The sequence below is a fragment of the Streptomyces luteoverticillatus genome, from assembly GCF_003970715.1.
GTDB classification, from domain to species: Bacteria; Actinomycetota; Actinomycetes; order Streptomycetales; family Streptomycetaceae; genus Streptomyces; species Streptomyces abikoensis.
The window spans coordinates 1,043,477-1,059,714 of the sequence record NZ_CP034587.1; the positions used below are offsets into that span (position 1 = coordinate 1,043,477).

Annotated in this window: 16 protein-coding genes; 7 read left to right on the forward strand and 9 right to left on the reverse strand. The window is 72.8% G+C overall.

The features are described from left to right. Positions 1-11 precede the first annotated feature (11 nt). Positions 12-1,361: a DUF6421 family protein gene (locus EKH77_RS04260; RefSeq protein ID WP_240667214.1), complete on the reverse strand. Its 1,350-nt coding sequence runs from the start codon at positions 1,359-1,361 to the stop codon at positions 12-14. Positions 1,362-1,656: 295 nt separating this feature from the next. Continuing rightward, positions 1,657-2,208 (reverse strand): GNAT family N-acetyltransferase, encoded by a 552-nt coding sequence (locus EKH77_RS04265; RefSeq protein ID WP_126913097.1) that lies wholly within the window; start codon positions 2,206-2,208, stop codon positions 1,657-1,659. Positions 2,209-2,286: 78 nt separating this feature from the next. On the opposite strand from EKH77_RS04265, the gene EKH77_RS04270 reads away from it, so the two are divergent. The 3 genes from EKH77_RS04270 (at position 2,287) to EKH77_RS04280 (ending at position 4,523) form a co-directional block, all read left to right on the forward strand. After that, complete coding sequence (locus EKH77_RS04270) at positions 2,287-2,679, forward strand: VOC family protein (RefSeq protein ID WP_126913098.1); 393 nt, start codon at positions 2,287-2,289, stop codon at positions 2,677-2,679. A 178-nt stretch (positions 2,680-2,857) separates the two neighbouring features. Beyond that, a complete protein-coding gene (locus EKH77_RS04275; protein WP_126913099.1) occupies positions 2,858-3,475 on the forward strand; it encodes a DUF5134 domain-containing protein in 618 nt (205 codons plus the stop codon). Positions 3,476-3,581: 106 nt separating this feature from the next. Beyond that, positions 3,582-4,523, forward strand: coding sequence for a M56 family metallopeptidase (locus EKH77_RS04280; RefSeq protein ID WP_126913100.1), 942 nt, complete (start codon positions 3,582-3,584; stop codon positions 4,521-4,523). 37 nt (positions 4,524-4,560) lie between these two features. Here EKH77_RS04280 and mtnK read toward each other — a convergent pair whose 3' ends face one another. Next, positions 4,561-5,811: an S-methyl-5-thioribose kinase gene (gene mtnK / locus EKH77_RS04285; RefSeq protein WP_126913101.1), complete on the reverse strand. Its 1,251-nt coding sequence runs from the start codon at positions 5,809-5,811 to the stop codon at positions 4,561-4,563. A gap of 82 nt (positions 5,812-5,893) precedes the next feature. Then, positions 5,894-7,450 (reverse strand): flavin monoamine oxidase family protein, encoded by a 1,557-nt coding sequence (locus EKH77_RS04290; RefSeq protein WP_126913102.1) that lies wholly within the window; start codon positions 7,448-7,450, stop codon positions 5,894-5,896. Positions 7,451-7,562: 112 nt separating this feature from the next. Between EKH77_RS04290 and EKH77_RS04295 the strand changes: the two genes are divergently transcribed. Both EKH77_RS04295 and EKH77_RS04300 read left to right on the forward strand, forming a co-directional pair. After that, a complete protein-coding gene (locus EKH77_RS04295; RefSeq protein ID WP_126913103.1) occupies positions 7,563-8,231 on the forward strand; it encodes a hypothetical protein in 669 nt (222 codons plus the stop codon). A gap of 38 nt (positions 8,232-8,269) precedes the next feature. Continuing rightward, a complete protein-coding gene (locus EKH77_RS04300) occupies positions 8,270-9,298 on the forward strand; it encodes an acyl-CoA dehydrogenase family protein (RefSeq protein ID WP_126913104.1) in 1,029 nt (342 codons plus the stop codon). Here the strand turns inward: EKH77_RS04300 and EKH77_RS04305 are convergent. Together EKH77_RS04305 and EKH77_RS04310 are read right to left on the reverse strand one after the other, a co-directional pair. After that, positions 9,256-10,716 (reverse strand): APC family permease, encoded by a 1,461-nt coding sequence (locus EKH77_RS04305; protein WP_240667215.1) that lies wholly within the window; start codon positions 10,714-10,716, stop codon positions 9,256-9,258. The two genes, EKH77_RS04300 and EKH77_RS04305, sit on opposite strands and share 43 nt — an antisense overlap. A 131-nt stretch (positions 10,717-10,847) precedes the next feature. Then, positions 10,848-11,813: a pirin family protein gene (locus EKH77_RS04310; protein ID WP_126913106.1), complete on the reverse strand. Its 966-nt coding sequence runs from the start codon at positions 11,811-11,813 to the stop codon at positions 10,848-10,850. A 104-nt stretch (positions 11,814-11,917) separates the two neighbouring features. On the opposite strand from EKH77_RS04310, the gene EKH77_RS04315 reads away from it, so the two are divergent. Both EKH77_RS04315 and EKH77_RS04320 read left to right on the forward strand, forming a co-directional pair. Continuing rightward, the gene (locus EKH77_RS04315) at positions 11,918-12,223 is read left to right on the forward strand and encodes a hypothetical protein (protein ID WP_126913107.1); all 306 of its coding nucleotides are present in this window, start codon (positions 11,918-11,920) and stop codon (positions 12,221-12,223) included. Continuing rightward, positions 12,204-13,652: a hypothetical protein gene (locus EKH77_RS04320; protein ID WP_126913108.1), complete on the forward strand. Its 1,449-nt coding sequence runs from the start codon at positions 12,204-12,206 to the stop codon at positions 13,650-13,652. The genes EKH77_RS04315 and EKH77_RS04320 overlap by 20 nt, the downstream gene beginning before the upstream one ends. Before the next feature lie 63 nt (positions 13,653-13,715). On the opposite strand, the gene EKH77_RS04325 is transcribed toward EKH77_RS04320, so the two are convergent. The 3 genes from EKH77_RS04325 to EKH77_RS04335 all read right to left on the reverse strand — a co-directional run bounded on the left by EKH77_RS04325 (position 13,716) and on the right by EKH77_RS04335 (position 16,119). Beyond that, on the reverse strand, positions 13,716-14,264 hold the full coding sequence (locus EKH77_RS04325) for a glycoside hydrolase family 25 protein (RefSeq protein WP_126913109.1): 549 nt from the start codon (positions 14,262-14,264) through the stop codon (positions 13,716-13,718). 131 nt (positions 14,265-14,395) lie between these two features. Then, positions 14,396-15,223, reverse strand: coding sequence for an ATP-grasp domain-containing protein (locus tag EKH77_RS04330; RefSeq protein ID WP_126913110.1), 828 nt, complete (start codon positions 15,221-15,223; stop codon positions 14,396-14,398). Next, positions 15,220-16,119: an ATP-grasp domain-containing protein gene (locus tag EKH77_RS04335; protein ID WP_126913111.1), complete on the reverse strand. Its 900-nt coding sequence runs from the start codon at positions 16,117-16,119 to the stop codon at positions 15,220-15,222. Before EKH77_RS04335 ends, EKH77_RS04330 begins: the two co-directional genes overlap by 4 nt. Between the last annotated feature and the right edge of the window lie 119 nt (positions 16,120-16,238).

Genomic DNA, 16,238 nt, shown 5'->3' on the forward strand with positions numbered 1-16,238 from the left:
CTCGCGCTCGCTCACGCGGCCACCTGCTCGGCACCGGCCGCGGTGATCCCCTTGGTCGAGGCGATCACGCCGCGCAGCTTCTTGGCAAGCGCCTCGAAGAACATGCTGAGCGGGAATTCGTCCGCGAGCACCTCGTCCACCAGCTTGCGCGGGGGGAGGGTGAGGTCGAGGGCGTCGGGGCCCTTGGCCCACACGGAGCCGGGGTGCGGCGCGAGGTAGGCCGAGACGAGCTCGTAGGCGGCGAACCAGTGGACGAGCTTGGGCCGGTCGATGCCGTCGCGGTAGAGCTTCTCGATCTCGCCGCACAGCTGGTTGGTGACCTGCGGGGCACGGTCCCAGTCGATGTGCAGGGTGTTGTCCGTCCAGCGTACGACGTCGTGCTTGTGGAGGTACGCGAAGAGCAGCTGGCCGCCGAGGCCGTCGTAGTTGCGGACGCGGTCGCCGGTGAGCGGGAAGCGGAACATCCGGTCGAAGAGCACGGCGTACTGCACGTCACGGCCCTGGGTGTAGCCGTCGGCCTCCAGCTTCACGGCCTCCTTGAAGGCGGTGAGGTCGCAGCGCAGCTCCTCCAGGCCGTACATCCAGAAGGGCTGCCGCTGCTTGATCATGAAGGGGTCGAAGGGCAGGTCGCCGTGGCTGTGGGTGCGGTCGTGGACCATGTCCCACAGGACGAATGCCTCCTGGCAGCGCTGCTGGTCGTGGAGCATGGCGGCGATGTCGTCGGGGAGCTCCAGTTTGAGGGTCTCCACGGCGGCCTCGGTGACCCGGCGGAAGCGGGCGGCCTCGCGGTCGCAGAAGATGCCGCCCCAGGTGAAGCGCTCGGGGGCCTCGCGCACGGCGATGGTCTCCGGGAAGAGGACGGCGGAGTTGGTGTCGTAGCCCGAGGTGAAGCCCTCGAAGGTGATGCCGAGGAACAGCGGGTTGTCGTAGCGGGTGCGCTCGAGCTCGGCGAGCCACTCCGGCCAGACCACGCGCAGCACGACCGCCTCGAGGTTGCGGTCGGGGTTGCCGTTCTGCGTGTACATGGGGAAGACGACGAGGTGCTGGAGGCCGTCGGCGCGCTGGGCGGCGGGCTGGAAGGCCAGCAGCGCGGCCAGGAAGTCCGGCACGCCGAAGCCGCCGTCGGCCCAGCGGCGCAGGTCGGCGACGAGCGCGGCGTGGTACTCCGCGTCGTGCGGCAGGAGCGGCGAGAGCTGCTCCACCGCGGCTATGACCACCTCGACCTCGGCACGGACGGCCTCGCCCGGTGGCGCGCCCTCGGCGGTCAGATCGATGGATCCGTCGGCGGACTGCCAGGGCCGGATCGTCTCCACGGCGCTCTTGAGGGCAGCCCAAGCGGGATGCTCGACAACACGATCCACAGACAAAATGTCGGTTTGCGTGGCCGTCGACGCAAAGATTTCCGTCACGACTAACCCTCCTCTGGAGAACCTGGCGTTAAGACACCGTATCCATGTGAGGTTCTCCGGCTCAAGAGGTGCAGCCATAAATTATCCTGCCGACCCCCCGGTGACGCCGCTGTTTTTCCTGTCGGCCTCCCCCGTCCGGGGCATCAGCTCCGATCATCCGCCTCACCGGCCCCTGCCGCCACCGGGACCGTTCTAGGCGCGTTCCGGCCATCCTCGGGGGTGGTCGGCCTGGTAGGTCCTCGGGTGGTCAGCCCGCCAGCTCCTTGACCAGGAGCTCGAACTCCAGGTCGTCGCGCTGCGGCACACCGAAGCGGTCGTCGCCGTAGGGGAAGGGGCTCATCCGGCCGGTGCGCCGGTAGCCGCGGCGCTCGTACCAGGCGATCAGCTCGTCGCGCTGCTTGATCACGGTCATGTGCATGGCGCGGGCGCCCCACTCGGCGCGGGCGACGCGCTCGGCCTCCGCCATGACGAGCTTGCCCAGGCCACCGCCCTGGGCGGTGGGCCGGACGGCGAACATGCCGAAGTAGACGTGGTCGCCCCGGTGCTCGAGCTGGCAGCAGGCGAGCAGTTCGCCGTCGCGCTCCGCGATCATCAGCCGGCTGTTCTCGTCGGTGATGACGGCGAGCACGCCCTCGGGGTCGGTCCGCTGGCCGTCGAGCAGATCGGCCTCGGTCGTCCAGCCGGCCTTGCTCTCCTCGCCCCGGTAGGCCGACTCGACCAGCCGGACGAGCGCCGGCACGTCGTCGGCGGTCGCTATCCGGAAGTCCGGCGCGGTGATGGGGCGGCTGGCGGTCTCCATGGGCTCCCTGGTCCTCTCCTGCGGCTTTTCGGGCGTATGAACGACCCTAACGGAGGAGGTGTGCGTACAGTCGCGGGCATGGTGCATGTACTGAGCAGCAGGTTGTTACTGAGACCGACCGATCCCGAGCGCTCGCGGCGGTTCTACGGCGAGACCCTGGGGCTGGCGGTCTACCGGGAGTTCGGCACGGGCCCGGAGCGCGGTGTCGTCTACTTCCTGGGCGGCGGCTTCCTGGAGGTGTCGGGCAGGTCGGAGACCCCTCCGGCGCCCGGCCTCGAGCTCTGGTTCCAGGTGGCGGACGCGGCGGCGGCGTACGCGGAGTTCCTGGAGCGGGGCGTGGTGGTGCTGGAGCCGCCGGAGAAGAAGCCGTGGGGGCTGATCGAGATGTGGATCGCGGACCCGGACGGCGTGCGCATCGCGGTGGTGGAGGTACCGGAGGGGCACCCGATCCGCTACCGGCCGACGGTCTGAGCCTTTCCCCGCCTGCTCTCTCGGACACGCCCCGGCCCGGCGCACCGCCGTCGTGCACCGGCGCTGCGCGGGCGCGCGCGGGGGCCCACGCGTGCTACGGACGTGCGCCTGTGCGCTCCCGTGTGCGGCGTCCGGCCCGGGCATCCTCCGGAGGTAGGCCCGCGTCGGGAGGTGTGCCGTGCACGGACCGCCGCTTCTCGGCTGGTCGCTGGTCGCGCTGTGCGCCGCCGCGGGCCTGTACTGCCTTCTGCGGGCGCGGCCCGGCGCGGCGGGGGAGCGCCGGGCCGCGCCCGCGGGAGGCGACGCCGTCATGGCCCTCGGCATGGCAGCCATGGCCGTGCCCGCGGCCGTCCTGGACACCCCGCCGTGGGGCCATGTGCTCTTCGCGGCGCTGTTCGGGGTGCTGGGGCTGCACGCCCTGACGTCCGCCGGAGCGCCCCCCGGCTTCCGTCGTCTGCACCACGCGGTGGGCGCCTTCGCGATGGCCTATATGTCTCTCGCCATGGCGGCCGCCCCGGCCGGCGCCCACGCGGGCCACACCGGCGCGGACCGCGCGCCGGCCGGAGCGCCGCTGCTCACGGGGCTGTTGCTGGTGTACTTCGCGGTGTACGTCGTCCGTACGGTGGCGGGCGTCGTGCCTGTGCCGGCCGGGCCGTCGGTGGCGGGGAACGGCCCAGGGCGCCCGGGGCGCCCGGGGCCGGACGCGGGGGCCGGGCCGGATACGGGGGCCGAGCTGCTCACGGCGTGCCGGCTGTCCATGGCCATAGGAATGGTGGTCATGCTCCTGACGATGTGAACGATGTGACAGGCGGTCCGGCGGCCGTTCCCGGGCCACGTGTCCTGTGTCACTTCGGCACGGTGCCCGTATCCGGGCACGGCACGGCCCTCATAGGCTGGCACCCATGATGGTCCCGCTCGCGCTGCTGGTCCTCGGCGGCCTGGCCGCGGCGCTGGCGCCGCGTGTGCTGGCACGTGCCGACTGGCCCACTCGGGAACCCGTGCTCGCGCTGCTGGTGTGGCAATGCGTCGTGGCCGCCGTGCTGTTGTGCTGCGCGCTGGCCATGGCGCTGAGCGCAGCCGCCGCGTGGGAGGCGGTGCGCGGCCATGTGTTCGCGCCCGCGCCGCGCGGGGTGATGGAGGCGTACTCCCTGACCGGGTGCGGCGCCTGGGCCGCTCCCCTGGCCGTCGCCCTCGCCTCCGGGGCCGTCTGGACGGCCGCGATGCTCACCCGCGAGATCCGCACCGCCCGGGCCCGGCGCCGGCGCCGCCGCGCGGACCTGCTCGTCCGCGCGCCCCTGCTGCCCGGGGAGGAGCGCGGCGCCGAGCGGCTCGTCGTCCTGGAGGGCGAGCGCGCCGAGGCGTGGCTGCTGCGGGGCGGGGCCGCGCCCCGGCTGGTCATCACGACGGCGGCGCTGCGCCGGCTGAAGGGCTCCCAGCTGGACGCGGTCCTCGCCCACGAACAGGGGCACGCCCGGGCCCGCCACGACTGGCTGCTGCACGTCTCCTCGGCGCTGGCCAACGGCTTTCCGCAGGTGCCGGTGTTCGCGGCCTTCCGCGACCAGATGCACCACCTCGTCGAGCTGGCCGCCGACGACTCGGCATCCCGGCGCTTCGGCCGCCTGACGACCGCGCTCGCGCTGGTCGAACTCAACGAGGACCGGGGCGTGTTCGGCCCCTGCCCGGCCGGCGTCTCGGGGCTCCCCGACCGGGTCGACCGCCTCCTGGCCCCCGCGCCCCGGCTGACGGCCCTCCAGCGGCTCCGTCTGACGGCGATGGCGGCGCTGGTGCCGGTCGTCCCCGTACTGGTGACGTTCGTACCGGGGCTGAGCGCGCTGGGCGGGTGAGACTGAGCGGGTGAGATGGAGCCTTGCCCCCGGGGTGTCAGCTGTCCCGCGCGGCCGCGGTGAGATCGGCGGCGGAGCGGTATGCGGTCGGCGCGGTCGTCAGGGCCCGGGCCAGCGCGAGTGAGCGCCGCTCGGCCGCGGCGCGGCGGGCGGAGTCGGTGACGGTGGTGAAATCGGCGGGGCGGGCGAAGCCGACGACCCGGCGGATGATCTCGGCGCCACAGAATCCGAGCGTCTCGGTGAACAACTCGTCGAGGTAGCGCTGCCGTTCGGCCTCCAACGCGGCCGTGGCGGCCCCCGTGAAGAGCGCGGGCGGGTAGCCGTCGCCGTCGGCGTGGTGTCGCCACAGCTCGGTGAAGTGGGTCCGGAAGCCGTCCCAGACCTGTTCGACGGTGGACAGCAACCAGCCCTGCTGGGCGGCCCGGTCCGGTCCGCGCGCGCCGGCGGCGGCGGCGAAGTAGGCGATGAGCAGGTGGGCGAGGAGGGTTCCCAGGTCGAAGCCCATGGGGCCGTAGCAGGCGAACTCCTGGTCGATCACGCCGAGGGAATCCTCGGAGACCATGATCGAGCCGGTGTGGAGGTCCCCGTGCAGGAGCGCGTCGCGGGAGGTGAGATAGCGCTGCTTCAGCCGGGACACGGCGAGCTTCAGCTCGATGTCGCGTTGGAGACGCTCTACGTCCTCGTCGAGTTCCGGGCTGGTCCACCGATTGCGCGGGTGGGGCAGGAAGACCTCGGTGAAGACCATGTCCTCCATGATCTGGCACATGGCCGTGTTGGTCTCGAAGCGTGACACCAGTTCTCGTTTGCGCCCCGCGGGCAGGGCGAGGTCCGAGGTGAAGAAGAGGGTGCGCGCGAGATAGCGGGCGACCTGCCCGGCGAAGTGCGGGTAGCACGCGCCGGCCGTCAGGCCGCCGCGCATGACCGTGTGCCCTTCGAGGTACTCCACGGTGAGCAGATGTTCCTTCGGGTCCACGTGCAGGGGCTCCGGGACATACGGGCCCGCGTGACGCCGGTGCTCGACCAGGGCGCGGTGTTCGAACAGGACCCGCTGGGGTGTCAGGGGCCAGCTCGGGCCGGCCGCCCGCACGTACGGCGGGGCCTGCTTGACGCACACGGCTCCGGCCGGGCCGTGGACGGCGAAGACGAGGTTGACGTTGCCGTCGCCGATCTCCCGGGCGGACCACTGGTCCCGGGCCCCGCCCAGCCGGCGCGCGAGCGCGGGCTGCCGGGCGAGGTGGTCGAGCAGCTTCGTGATGTCGGGTTCGACGACGGAGACGGACGCGGTCACGCTTCCTCCTGAGGCGAGGATCCGAGTGGCGCTGTGGGCAGTGGGCGAAGGGCGGGGCTGAGCGCGGGGCTGAGGCGCGGGCTCACGTCGGCCAGGGCGGCCGGGGCAGGGCGAGGTGCTCCCGCAGGACCTGTTCGGCGCAGCCGAGGGTGCCGGGTATCGAACCGGGGTCCGGCGTCCAGCAGTCGCTGACGACGTACAGGGCCCCTCCGGACGCGGGGGCGCCCATGGACGCGGGGGCACGCATGCGGGCCGCGAGCTCCTCCGTGGCCCGGCCGGTCCGCCATATGTGCCAGGCCGCCGGGTACGGCGGGCGCCCCCAGTCCTGCCGGCAGGCCGCCACCGGTGGGCGCGCCCGAACCCCGTGCATGTGGCACAGCAGCCGGTGGGCGTGGGCCACCGCCGCGGCCGGGGCCGGCGGACCTCCGTCGAACGTGTCCGCGCCGCCGGGCACGTGATACGGCGGGCCCGCGCCGAAGCGGTCCCAGAACGCAGCGGACGGGCCGCTGGGATAGGCGGCCAGCAGAAGCCGGGGAGCCCCTCCGGGCGCGTACCACAGTTGCCGCAGGGGAAGGTCGGTGGTGCTGCGCCCGGTCTCCACGCCGCACGCGCGCCACCACGGCTCGTCGTAGGCCAGGAACAGCTTCGCGGCACGCACCGGCTCGACCGCTTCCAGGTCGTCGCGCCACGAGGGGCCGACGATTCCGGGTTCGGTCCGGATACGGCGCAGGGCGTCCTGGGGCAGCGCCAGAACCACTGTCCCGGCCCGTACGCGCTCCCGGCGCCCGGTGTCCCGGCCCGTGCGGTCCTCGAGGGCGAACGTCAGCTCGTACGGCCCGCCGGGCCTGTCGGCGAAGGCGACGCGGCACAGCCGACGGCCCCAGCGGGTTCGACCGCCGGCCGCCTCGAACGCGCTGTGCAAGGCCCTGGGCAGCGACTGCATCCCGCCGGAGAGCGTGACGTACTCGGCCTGTGGCGGGGTGTGGAAGAGGACGTCGATCCATGGGGCCGCGCCGCCCGTGTGGACGTCGTATCCACCGGTGTCCGCGACGAGCCGTAACGCCTCCCGGTCCAGCGCCGCCGCGAGGACCTGCGGCCAGGAGACCTTCTCCAGGGGTTCCCCCCGCACAACCGCCGTTCCGCGTGCCGTCCGGTACCGGGCCCGCGCCGACGCGGCGTCGGCGGGCCGCCGCTCCCGCACCGCCCGGTGGTACGTCTCCCGAAGCCGTCCGAATCCCAGCACGGCCGACTCCACCGCCTCAAGGGTCAACCCGTCCGCGTCCGTCCCGTGGCTTCGTTTTCCCACCGCGTAGGGAATGCGAACCGCGTCGGCGAAATCCCGTTGCCTGATCAGGTTTCCCCGGGCCTTTACGAAATTCTCCGGCCTGCCGAAAGGGAAGGGCGTCAGCGAGTCGGCCAGGCCCAGATGATCGAGCAGCGCCATCACCGGCGCGGCTTCCCTGTTCAGTCGCATGGCGCCCAGTTCCGCCCAGCCTCCGCCGCGCACCGGCACGGACCGGATCCTACCTCCGACCCGATATCCGCTCTCGTACAACGTCACGTCCCGCGAGCCCGTCACCAGCCGGAAGGCGGCATAACAGCCTCCCACCCCCGCGCCGATCACGACTACACCGCCCACGCGTCACCCCACCCGGTTCGAGCCAATCCGACTTGTCACTCTTTACCGCTCTGCACAGGAGATGGAACATCGGGTGAACCATCAAGCGGCCGTCGTGACAACGGGAGACCACGTGATCTTCAGGTCCGATGTACTCGCCCAAGCACCCTCCGCCTACGACGCGTTGTCCGAATACTTCCGGGACATCCGCGCCTTCTACGAAGTGATCAGCGTCCGCTTCGCCATCCCCGAATACGGTGTGCGCCTCACCCCCGTGGCCGGGAACGAACTGCACTCCAACGCCAACAGCTATCTGCTGTCCGACAACAGTTCCTACCCCTTCTACCTCTGGCTGCCCACCTGGCTCGGCCGCTTCTACATCGACCCCGAGAGCGTCCCCCCGGACTGTTCGGTGGACGACTGTCCCACCGACAAGGCCGGTCTCATCGCCTTCGTCTGGCCCTGGCTGGGCTTCAACGACGCCTACGTCAAGGACGCCGACGGGCCCGAGTGCTGGTTCGGTGTGGCGGACCCGCGCCCGGACGACCCGCACGAGACGGTCAGCACCACGGCCACCAGCCTGTTCAACTACTTCCGCGTCGAGCGCACCCTGGACGACGAGAAGGACGGCTGGGCCACCGGCACCTTCGCCGGCCGCGACATCGGCTGCAACCTCACCGGCCGCTGGCACCTGCGCCGCGCCCCCATGACCGCGCTGACCAGCTACTACGAGGTCGAGCGCAACATCATCAGGCCGCTCGGGGAGAAGTTCACCGCCCTGGCCACGGCCGCGAACGCCTGATGGCGGGACCCACCGTCCCAGGCCTTGACGACGCCGAGGTGCTCAGCAGGACGACCCGCGTCGCCGATGAACTGCTGTACCCCCGCGCCGACGAGACCGCGCGCGAGGGCGTGCCGCGCGGCCATCTGGACGCGCTCGCCGCGGCCGGTGCTCTCGGACTGGCGACCCGCGCCCCGGCCCTGCTCCGGCAGGCGACGGAGATCATCTCGGCGGCCGACGGCGCCACCTGGTTCGTCTACGCCCAGCACCATCAGCCCGTACGGGCGGTCGCCGGCAGCCCCAACCAGGCCCTGCGGGACCGGTGGCTCACTCCCCTGCTCACCGGCCGCGCCCTCAGCGGCCACGCCATCTCCCACCTCGCCCGCCCCGGGCCGCCCGCCGTCACCGCCACCCCCGGCGCCAGAGGCGGCTGGGCGCTGAACGGCCGCATCGCCTGGCTCACCGGCTGGGGGCTGGCCGACGTCGTCCTGGTCGGCGCGCTCGCGCCCGACGACCGCGTCCTGTTCGCCCTGCTCCCGGCCGAAGACCTCGACTCGCCCCGGGCCGCCGTACACCGGCACACCCTGTGGAGCATGCACGCCACCCACGCCGTGGCCGTCGACCTGAACGACGTACCCGTCGGACGCGACCAGGTCGTGAGCATGTCCCGGCACGCGGACTGGCTGCGCGCACACCTGAACCACAACGCCAACACCCACCCGGCCGTCTTCGGGTGCCTGCGGGCGACCAGCCGGTTCCTCGAGCGGTACGAGACGTTCAAAGCCTGGTCCGACAGCGCGAAGCTGCGGGCCGAGCAGCTGCGTTCCCGCGCGTACGGCTTGATCGACACCCGGCCGCCCGGCGAAGCGATCGACGACCGGCTCGCGACCCGCGCGGCCGCCGTCGACCTGGCACTGCGCACCGCCGCCGCCTGCGTCGCCGCGGCAGGTGCCGGCTCCATGTGCTCGGACACCACGGCGGCGCGTTTGATGGCGGAAGCGTCGTTCCACCTGGTCCACAGCCAGACGCCCCAGGCCAAGGACGCCTACGCGCGACTCACGGGCGCGCTGGGCGGGTCGCCCTGCTGACGCCGGCCGCCTCCCGCGCCACCCGGTCGTCGCGCGACGGCGTAACCGGCGGTGGCGATCAGGCAAACGACGCCGACGACGATCAGATCACGCGTGGACTGCTGGGTCAGCGCCACGGCCACGCCCGCGACCACGACCAGCGGCGGCACCGGCCACAGCGGCATGCGGAACGGCGGCCGATCACCCGGGGTGTCCCGGCGCGCCCGGACCCGGCACACCAGCGCCGCCACCGCGACCAGCAGGCACACGGTGACGGTCACGACACCGGTGAAGGTGATCAGGTCGTTGAGCGAACTGAACACGCACAGGACGCCGTTGCCCACGAAGAGGAACACGAAGCCGTGCACCGGGACCCGGGAGCGCGGCGAGGCGTACCCGAAGAACCGCCCCAGCGCCCCGGGCAGCATGCCGTCGCGCGCCGCCGCGTAGTAGACGCGGGCGTAGCCGAGGTTGGCCGACAGCCCGGTGTCGAACATCGCCACCACGACCCCGGCCAGCAGGACGGTCGCTCCCGTCGGCCCCATCACCTGATGGGCGATCAGCGACAAGGGCGAGCCGTCGGCCGCGGTCCGGCCGACGTCCCGTACGGCGAAGGTGGCCGCCGCCACCGCGAGCACTTCCACCACCACCGACACCCCCGCCGCCCACACCACCGCCCGTGGCAGCGCGCGCCGCGAACCGCGGGTCTCCTCGGCGAAGTACAGCGGCCAGTCATAGCCGTTGAACGCGAACAACGCCGGCACCACCGCGGCGATCAACCCCGACGCGCCGGGTACTACCGGGTGGGTGAACGGGTGGCTGTCCGGCGCGACGTGCGCCAGGGCGCAGCCGGTGAAGGCGAGGATCACCACGAGTTCGAGGAGCAGCATGGCGGTGGCGACCCAGCTCGCCGGTGCGATCCGGCCCATCGAGAGCGCGGTGATCGCGGCCAGCATCGCCAGTGCGGTCCAGCCGACGGGCAGCCCGCCGGGCACCAGACCGGACAGATAGGTCGCGGCGGCGGTGCACACCGAAGCCGTGGTCACCAGCCCGAGCAGCAGGAACAGCACGGTCGCCAGGCCGCCCCACACCGGTCCCAGCGCCCGGTGGACGATGGTGTACGCGCCGCCGGCGGACGGGAAGAGCGAACCGGTCTCGGCGTAGCACACCGCCATGGCCAGCACGATCACCGCGCCGATGAGGAAGGCGTAGACGACGCCGGTGCCGGCCGAGGCGAGCCCGGTGCCGTAGACGAGGAAGACCGCGGTCGTCGGGGAGACCGCCGAAACCGCGATCGCCAGCACGTTCAGCGGCCGCAGCGCCGAGGCCTCCAGCCCGGCCGATGCCTGTTCCCGCTGGGCCTGTTGCCGCAGGGCCTTTCCCCGCTGGTTCTTTTCCCCCGGCGTCTTCCCGGCGATCGCCGTCCCGTCCTCGGTCACGCCGTCTCCCCGGGCCGTGCGAGCCGTATTCCGGACCAACGCATTAAAGCCCCTCGGTGACCCGAAATCCATCGCCCGCGCCGTCCCCGCCCCGGCCGGACGCGGTCTGCTTCAAGCAGCGTTCGCCCGGCTCAGCGGGCCCTTCCTCGCGGTTTGAGCGCTACCGGAGGGAGTTCCGGGGCGGTCAGCCGGGCTCCGTCGTAGCCGTGCACCTCGCCGAAGCGGGAGCCGGTCATCCACTCCGAACGGGCTTGCGCGATGTCCTCGTGGGAACGACCGACGAAGTTCCACCACATGACGATCTTCTCCTCGAAGGGTTCGCCGCCCAGCAGCATCAGCCCGGCGTCCGACTCGGCCCGGACGGGCAGTTCGGTGCGCCCGCAACCGAGGTAGAGCATGGAACCGGGCAGGACGCGGACACCGTCCACCTCCGCCTCACCGGACATGGCGAGCACCGCGTACTCGAAGTCGGGCTCCACCGGCAGGCTCGTCCGCGTGCCGGCGGCGAGGGCGATGTCGGCACCGACGAGAGGGCTGTAGGTGGTGCCGGGTGAGGGAGTGCCGTCGAGCTCGCCCAGAATCACCGTCGCGGTCACCCCCGGCGCGCTGACGGTCGGCAGATCGGGATGATGCTCGAAGTGCGGTTCCACGTGCCGGTGGGCGTCGGGCAGGGCGACCCAGAGCTGCGCGCCGTGAAGGTAGCGGGGATGCGGCCGGGGGCTCTCCTCGGAGTGTGCGATGCCCCGGCCGGACGTCATCAGGCCCAGCTCCCGGGGACGGACGGTCTGAAGGCTGCCGACGCTGTCGCGATGGAGCACCTCTCCTTCATGCAGCCAACTGACCGTCTGCAGACCCATGTGCGGATGCGGCGGCACCTGCATCCCGGGCTCGTCGGCGATGTCGTCCGGTCCGTAATGGTCGACGAAGGCCCACCCGCCGATCATGCGTCGGCCCAGGTTCGGGAGCAGCCGGCGGACGTAGGTGGATTCGCCGAGCGGCACTCGTTTGGGTTCGAGCAGCTCGCGCACGGGTCCGCCGGGAGTATCGGCGCGTCCGCCGCAGAGGGACGGGGCGGGATGCAGATCCAGATTGCTCATGCGGACAACGTAGCCGCACAGCGTCCAGGGCGCGGCGGCCCTCCCTTCACCCGTTCGGCCCACAGCCCGGTGCGTCCGGCCGGCCGCCGTGGTCCCCTGGGGGCGTGGGGAACGACCGCCCCGGCAGGGGCGAGAAAGCGGCTTCGCACCTCGCGGCGGAGGAGCTCGGCGCGCGGTACGCGGTGGCCAAGGACGCCGTGGAGTGCCTCGATTTCGGCATGTCCGTCAAGGAGGCCGTCCAGCAGGCCCGTACCGCTGAGCCCGCAGGGCGGCAGGTCACGCCGCAGCAAGTGGTTCAAGGGGCGCACGACATCATCAGCGCCGGTCCCGACGAGGACATGGACATGGACGTGGACGAGGACGTGGAACCGGGCACGGGCGGCGACGACCATGGACCCACGACACAGTGACCTGCCCGCCGGCCCCGGACCCGCGCCCTGCGTCGTGGAGGCCGCCATCGGCCGGTTCCACGAGCTCCTCGGCAACGACAACGCGGCCCAGGTCACCCAGCACCGGCTGCTGAAGCACCAGCGCGACGCGCGCATGGCGCCCGACGGCCGGCCGCTGACACACATGCTGCGGCCGCGCTTCATGAGCGAGGCGGAACACGACCAGGGGTGCGCGGACGGCGCGCTGCTCGCGCGGGCGATCCACCGGCTGGCCGCGTACGCCCTGCGGCCGGGAGAGGCGGGCGACCTCGTGCGGCGCCAACTGGCGCTGTCCGACGAGGAGAGGGCCCTCGTCGCGATGGCCCCGCCGGCCGGCGACTGCGGCTCGCACTCCCGGCTCGACGGGTTCCGGGCCGCCGGGCGGACGCTCTTCGTCGAGTACAACGCCCACAGCCCCGGCGGCGTCATCTCGCAGGACCTGCTGGCCGACGCCTTCCTGGACACCCCGGTCATGGAGGCGTTCACCCGCGAGTACACCGCGCGTCCTGTGCCGGGGCTCCCGCGCATGGCCGACACCCTGGTGGGCGCCTGGGCCGCCGGCGGCTCCCCGGGCGGCGCGCCCCACGCGGCCATCGTCGACTGGGAGTCCAAACTCCCCTGGGAGTTCGGCGCGCTCCAGGCGCGGCTGCGGCGGCGCGGCGTGCCGACGGTGGTGTGCACACCGGACGATCTGCACTACGACACCGGGCGGGGTCTGTTCACGCGGGACGCCGACGGGCGGCCGCGGCCGGTCACCGTGGTCCACCGGCGGGCCGTGCTGGCCGATCTGCTCTCCCGCTACGGGCCCGCCTTCGCCGAGCATCCGATGACGCGCGCCTGGGCGAGCGGGGCGTGCGTCATGGTCAACCCGTACACCAGCAACCTGGCGAACAAGAAGTCGGCCCTGGCCCTGCTCACCGACCCGAGCACCCGTTGCCTCCTGCCGGCGCCGGAGGCGGCCGCCGCCGGGGCCCTCGTCCCGTGGACGAGGCTCGTGCGCCCGGGGGCCACGGCCTGTCCCGACGGGCGCACGGTGGACCTCCTGGACTTCGCCCGCTCCCGGCGCGAGCGTCTGGTGCTCAAACCCAACGACGACTACGGCGGCAACGGCGTCGTGTGCGGCTGGCGGACCACGGACGCGGACTGGCGGACCGCCCTCGGCCGGGCCCTCGCGACCCCGCACGTCGTTCAGGAACGCGTTCCCGTTCCGGTCGTCCCCTACCCCGTCCTCGAAGGCGACCGCCTGCGGGTCGAGCGGTCGGGCGAGAGCACCGACCCGTTCCTCTTCGGCGCCGACGCCCCGGGGTGCGTCTCACGGGTGTCCACCGGCTCCCTGATCAACGTCAGCACCGGCGGCTGCCCCGTCCCCGTCTTCCGCGTCGCGCCTCGGCGACGCGAAGCAGCCGCGTAACACCCGACGCTCTCCAGCGCTGTTGTGCGGCGTCTCGTGTTGTACGGGGGTCTCGCGCGGGCCCTACGCGCCCGCCCACTCCCGCAGTGCGGCGCGGGTGTCGAAGCGGGCGACGTTACGGTCCAGGCCGCCGGCCCAGCTGTGCTGGTGGAAGGTCCACGGGTGCTGGACCGCCGGGCGGCCGGCGGCGTGGTCGGGGTCGGCTATCCACAGGCCGTCGCCGGCGTTGTCGGTGGTGTCGCGGTTGAACCAGTACTCGCGGTTGCAGTAGAGGACGACGCGGTGGGCGGGGGCCGCGTCCTTGACGTCCTCCAGCCAGCGGTCCTTGTCCAGGCACCAGACGTCGGGGTGTTCCCAGTCGAGGGCGAGCACGTCGCCCGCGCGTAAGGCGATCTTGTCGAGGAAGTAACCGGCCTGGGCGGACATCGAGCCCGGTGTGACGTAGTGGTAGTAGCCGACGACGAGCCCGGCGTTCCGGGCCCGGTTGCGCTGGGTCACCCACTTGGGGTTGGTGTACGAGGTGCCCTCGGTCACCTTGACGAACACGAAGTCCAGGCCCTGGACCGCGTAGTTCGCGCTGTTGTGGCTGCTGACATCGATGCCGTGAAGCATGGCGCTCTCCTCCGGGTACCGCTGACGACGGAGCGTCCGCAGTATCGGCCCGGACCGTCACGACAGCGAGAGCCGTGGACCGGAAACTTCGAAGGAAGTTCCGCATACGCGCCGGTACGGGCCGTTATGGCCTACGGCACCGCGGGCACGCGCGGCCGGCGGCTGCCCGTGGCGGTGCGCAGCGCCAGCGCGGCCAGGGCCTCGGGGGCTCCGTGCTGTCCTCTGATGCCGGGGAAGGCATTGATGTCGACGATCACCGGTGCTCCCCCGGCGTCGAGCAGGTCGACGCCGTAGACGTCCAGGGCGAAGACCTCGCCCACCCGCCGGGCCAGCTCCGCCCATCCGGCGGGCAGCTCGCCGGGCGCGAGCGCGCGGGTGCGACTCCCGGGGACGGCCTCGGCCAGCTCGGAGCGGCGCAGCGCGGCGAAGACCTGGTCGGCGACGACCCAGAGCTTGTGGTCCCAGCCGTCGTTGGGGGTGAAGGGCTGGACGACCACGGGTTCGTCCGGCCAGCGGGCGGCGAGCTCCCGCAGCCCCGCGGCGTCGTCGACGCGGGCGACGAGGTCGTGGCGGCGGCTGTGGCGGCTCTTGACGACGACGGGCGCCGCCGGTTCCCCGGCCGCCACCAGGGGGGCGAGCGAGGGCTCGGTGCGGGTGGCCACGAACGGCAGTCCGGCGCGGCGGGCGACATCGGCCATGGCGGTGCGGTCCTGGCAGAGCTCGGTGGCCGCGGCGGAGTTCAGCACGGGCGCGCCGTGCTCCTCCAGGTGGCGGGCGAGGGCCAGGGCGCGGGGGGTGCGGGTCTTGAGGAGGTAGACGTCGGACAGGTCCGAAGGGCCGGGAAAGTCCCTAAGGCCGGTCGGGTCCAGCCATGTCACCTCGTGGTGGGGTGTCAGCAGGGCGGTGGTCGCGGCGAGCAGCGGGTGGTGGGGGTCGGGCGTGAGCAGGCAGATCCTCATGCGTTGCCACCGAACGCGTTGCCGCCGATCGCGCGCGCGGGCACGGTCAGCGCCGGGCGGGGCATCGGTACGACGTGCGCGGTGCCGCCCGCCTCGGCGAGCCGGAGGACGGCCCGGGCCACGCGGGCGACGGCGTCGGGCACCTGGCGGAAGCTGGGGAAGTCGTTGACGTCGACGACGACGGGGCCGTCGGGGCCGAAGACGATGTCCACGCCGTAGAGGTCGAGGCCGAAGACCGCGCCGACCTCGCCGGCGATGGCCGCGACCTCGGGGGTCAGGGGGACCTGGCGCTCCGTGGGCGGCCGGTCGGGGTGGAGGGGGCTGCGGCGTTCGGTGGCGTAGAGCTCGCCGTCGAGGCAGTACACCTTGAGGTCGACGCCCGAGTTGGGGACGTACGGCTGGGCGATGAGCAGGCCGTCGCCGGGCGGTTCGGCGCCGGGGTCGGTGAGCCGTCCGGCGTCCGGGACGAGCCGCACCGCCCGCCCGGAGCTGCCGTCGGCGGGCTTGACCACGAGCGGGAAGGCGTCGGCGGGCAGCTCCGCGAAGTCCTCCGCGCGGGCGGCGGCGTAGGTGACGGGGACCGGCAGTCCGTGGGCCTCGGCGAGCACGGCGGCGAGCGCCTTGTCCCGTACGCCCCGGATCGCCCGGGCGTCGTTGACCGTGGTGAGTCCCACGGCGGCGGCGCCCTCCAGCAGGGTGAGCCCGGGGCCGCCGGAGACGGTCTTGAGCACCCAGGCGTCGTGGCGCCCGGCGCGCACCGTCTCGGAGAGCCGGATCAGCGAGCCGCCCGGCCGCAGCACGTCCACCCGGTGTCCCCAGGCGGTCAGTTGGCGGATCACGTCCACCGGCATGCCGTCGTACCGGTACTGCTCCTCCACCAGGAAGCAGAGTCTCATGTGCTGCATCATCCTCGAAATCCCCGACGTCCGCCGTGCCCGCCCCGGCGGGGCGTGACGGCCCAGGATGTCATGGGCGCGAGGGCGCTCCGCACGGGGCGGCGCCCCGAAGGGGCGCG

Bases quoted from the DNA above. Each gene is read 5' to 3' on its own strand.
- EKH77_RS04265 (WP_126913097.1), bottom strand. From the start codon at position 2,208: ATGGAGACCGCCAGCCGCCCCATCACCGCGCCGGACTTCCGGATAGCG.
- EKH77_RS04270 (WP_126913098.1), top strand. From the start codon at position 2,287: ATGGTGCATGTACTGAGCAGCAGGTTGTTACTGAGACCGACCGATCCC.
- EKH77_RS04280 (WP_126913100.1), top strand. From the start codon at position 3,582: ATGATGGTCCCGCTCGCGCTGCTGGTCCTCGGCGGCCTGGCCGCGGCG.
- EKH77_RS04310 (WP_126913106.1), bottom strand. From the start codon at position 11,813: ATGAGCAATCTGGATCTGCATCCCGCCCCGTCCCTCTGCGGCGGACGC.
- EKH77_RS04320 (WP_126913108.1), top strand. From the start codon at position 12,204: ATGGACCCACGACACAGTGACCTGCCCGCCGGCCCCGGACCCGCGCCC.
- EKH77_RS04325 (WP_126913109.1), bottom strand. From the start codon at position 14,264: ATGCTTCACGGCATCGATGTCAGCAGCCACAACAGCGCGAACTACGCG.
- EKH77_RS04330 (WP_126913110.1), bottom strand. From the start codon at position 15,223: ATGAGGATCTGCCTGCTCACGCCCGACCCCCACCACCCGCTGCTCGCC.
- EKH77_RS04335 (WP_126913111.1), bottom strand. From the start codon at position 16,119: ATGAGACTCTGCTTCCTGGTGGAGGAGCAGTACCGGTACGACGGCATG.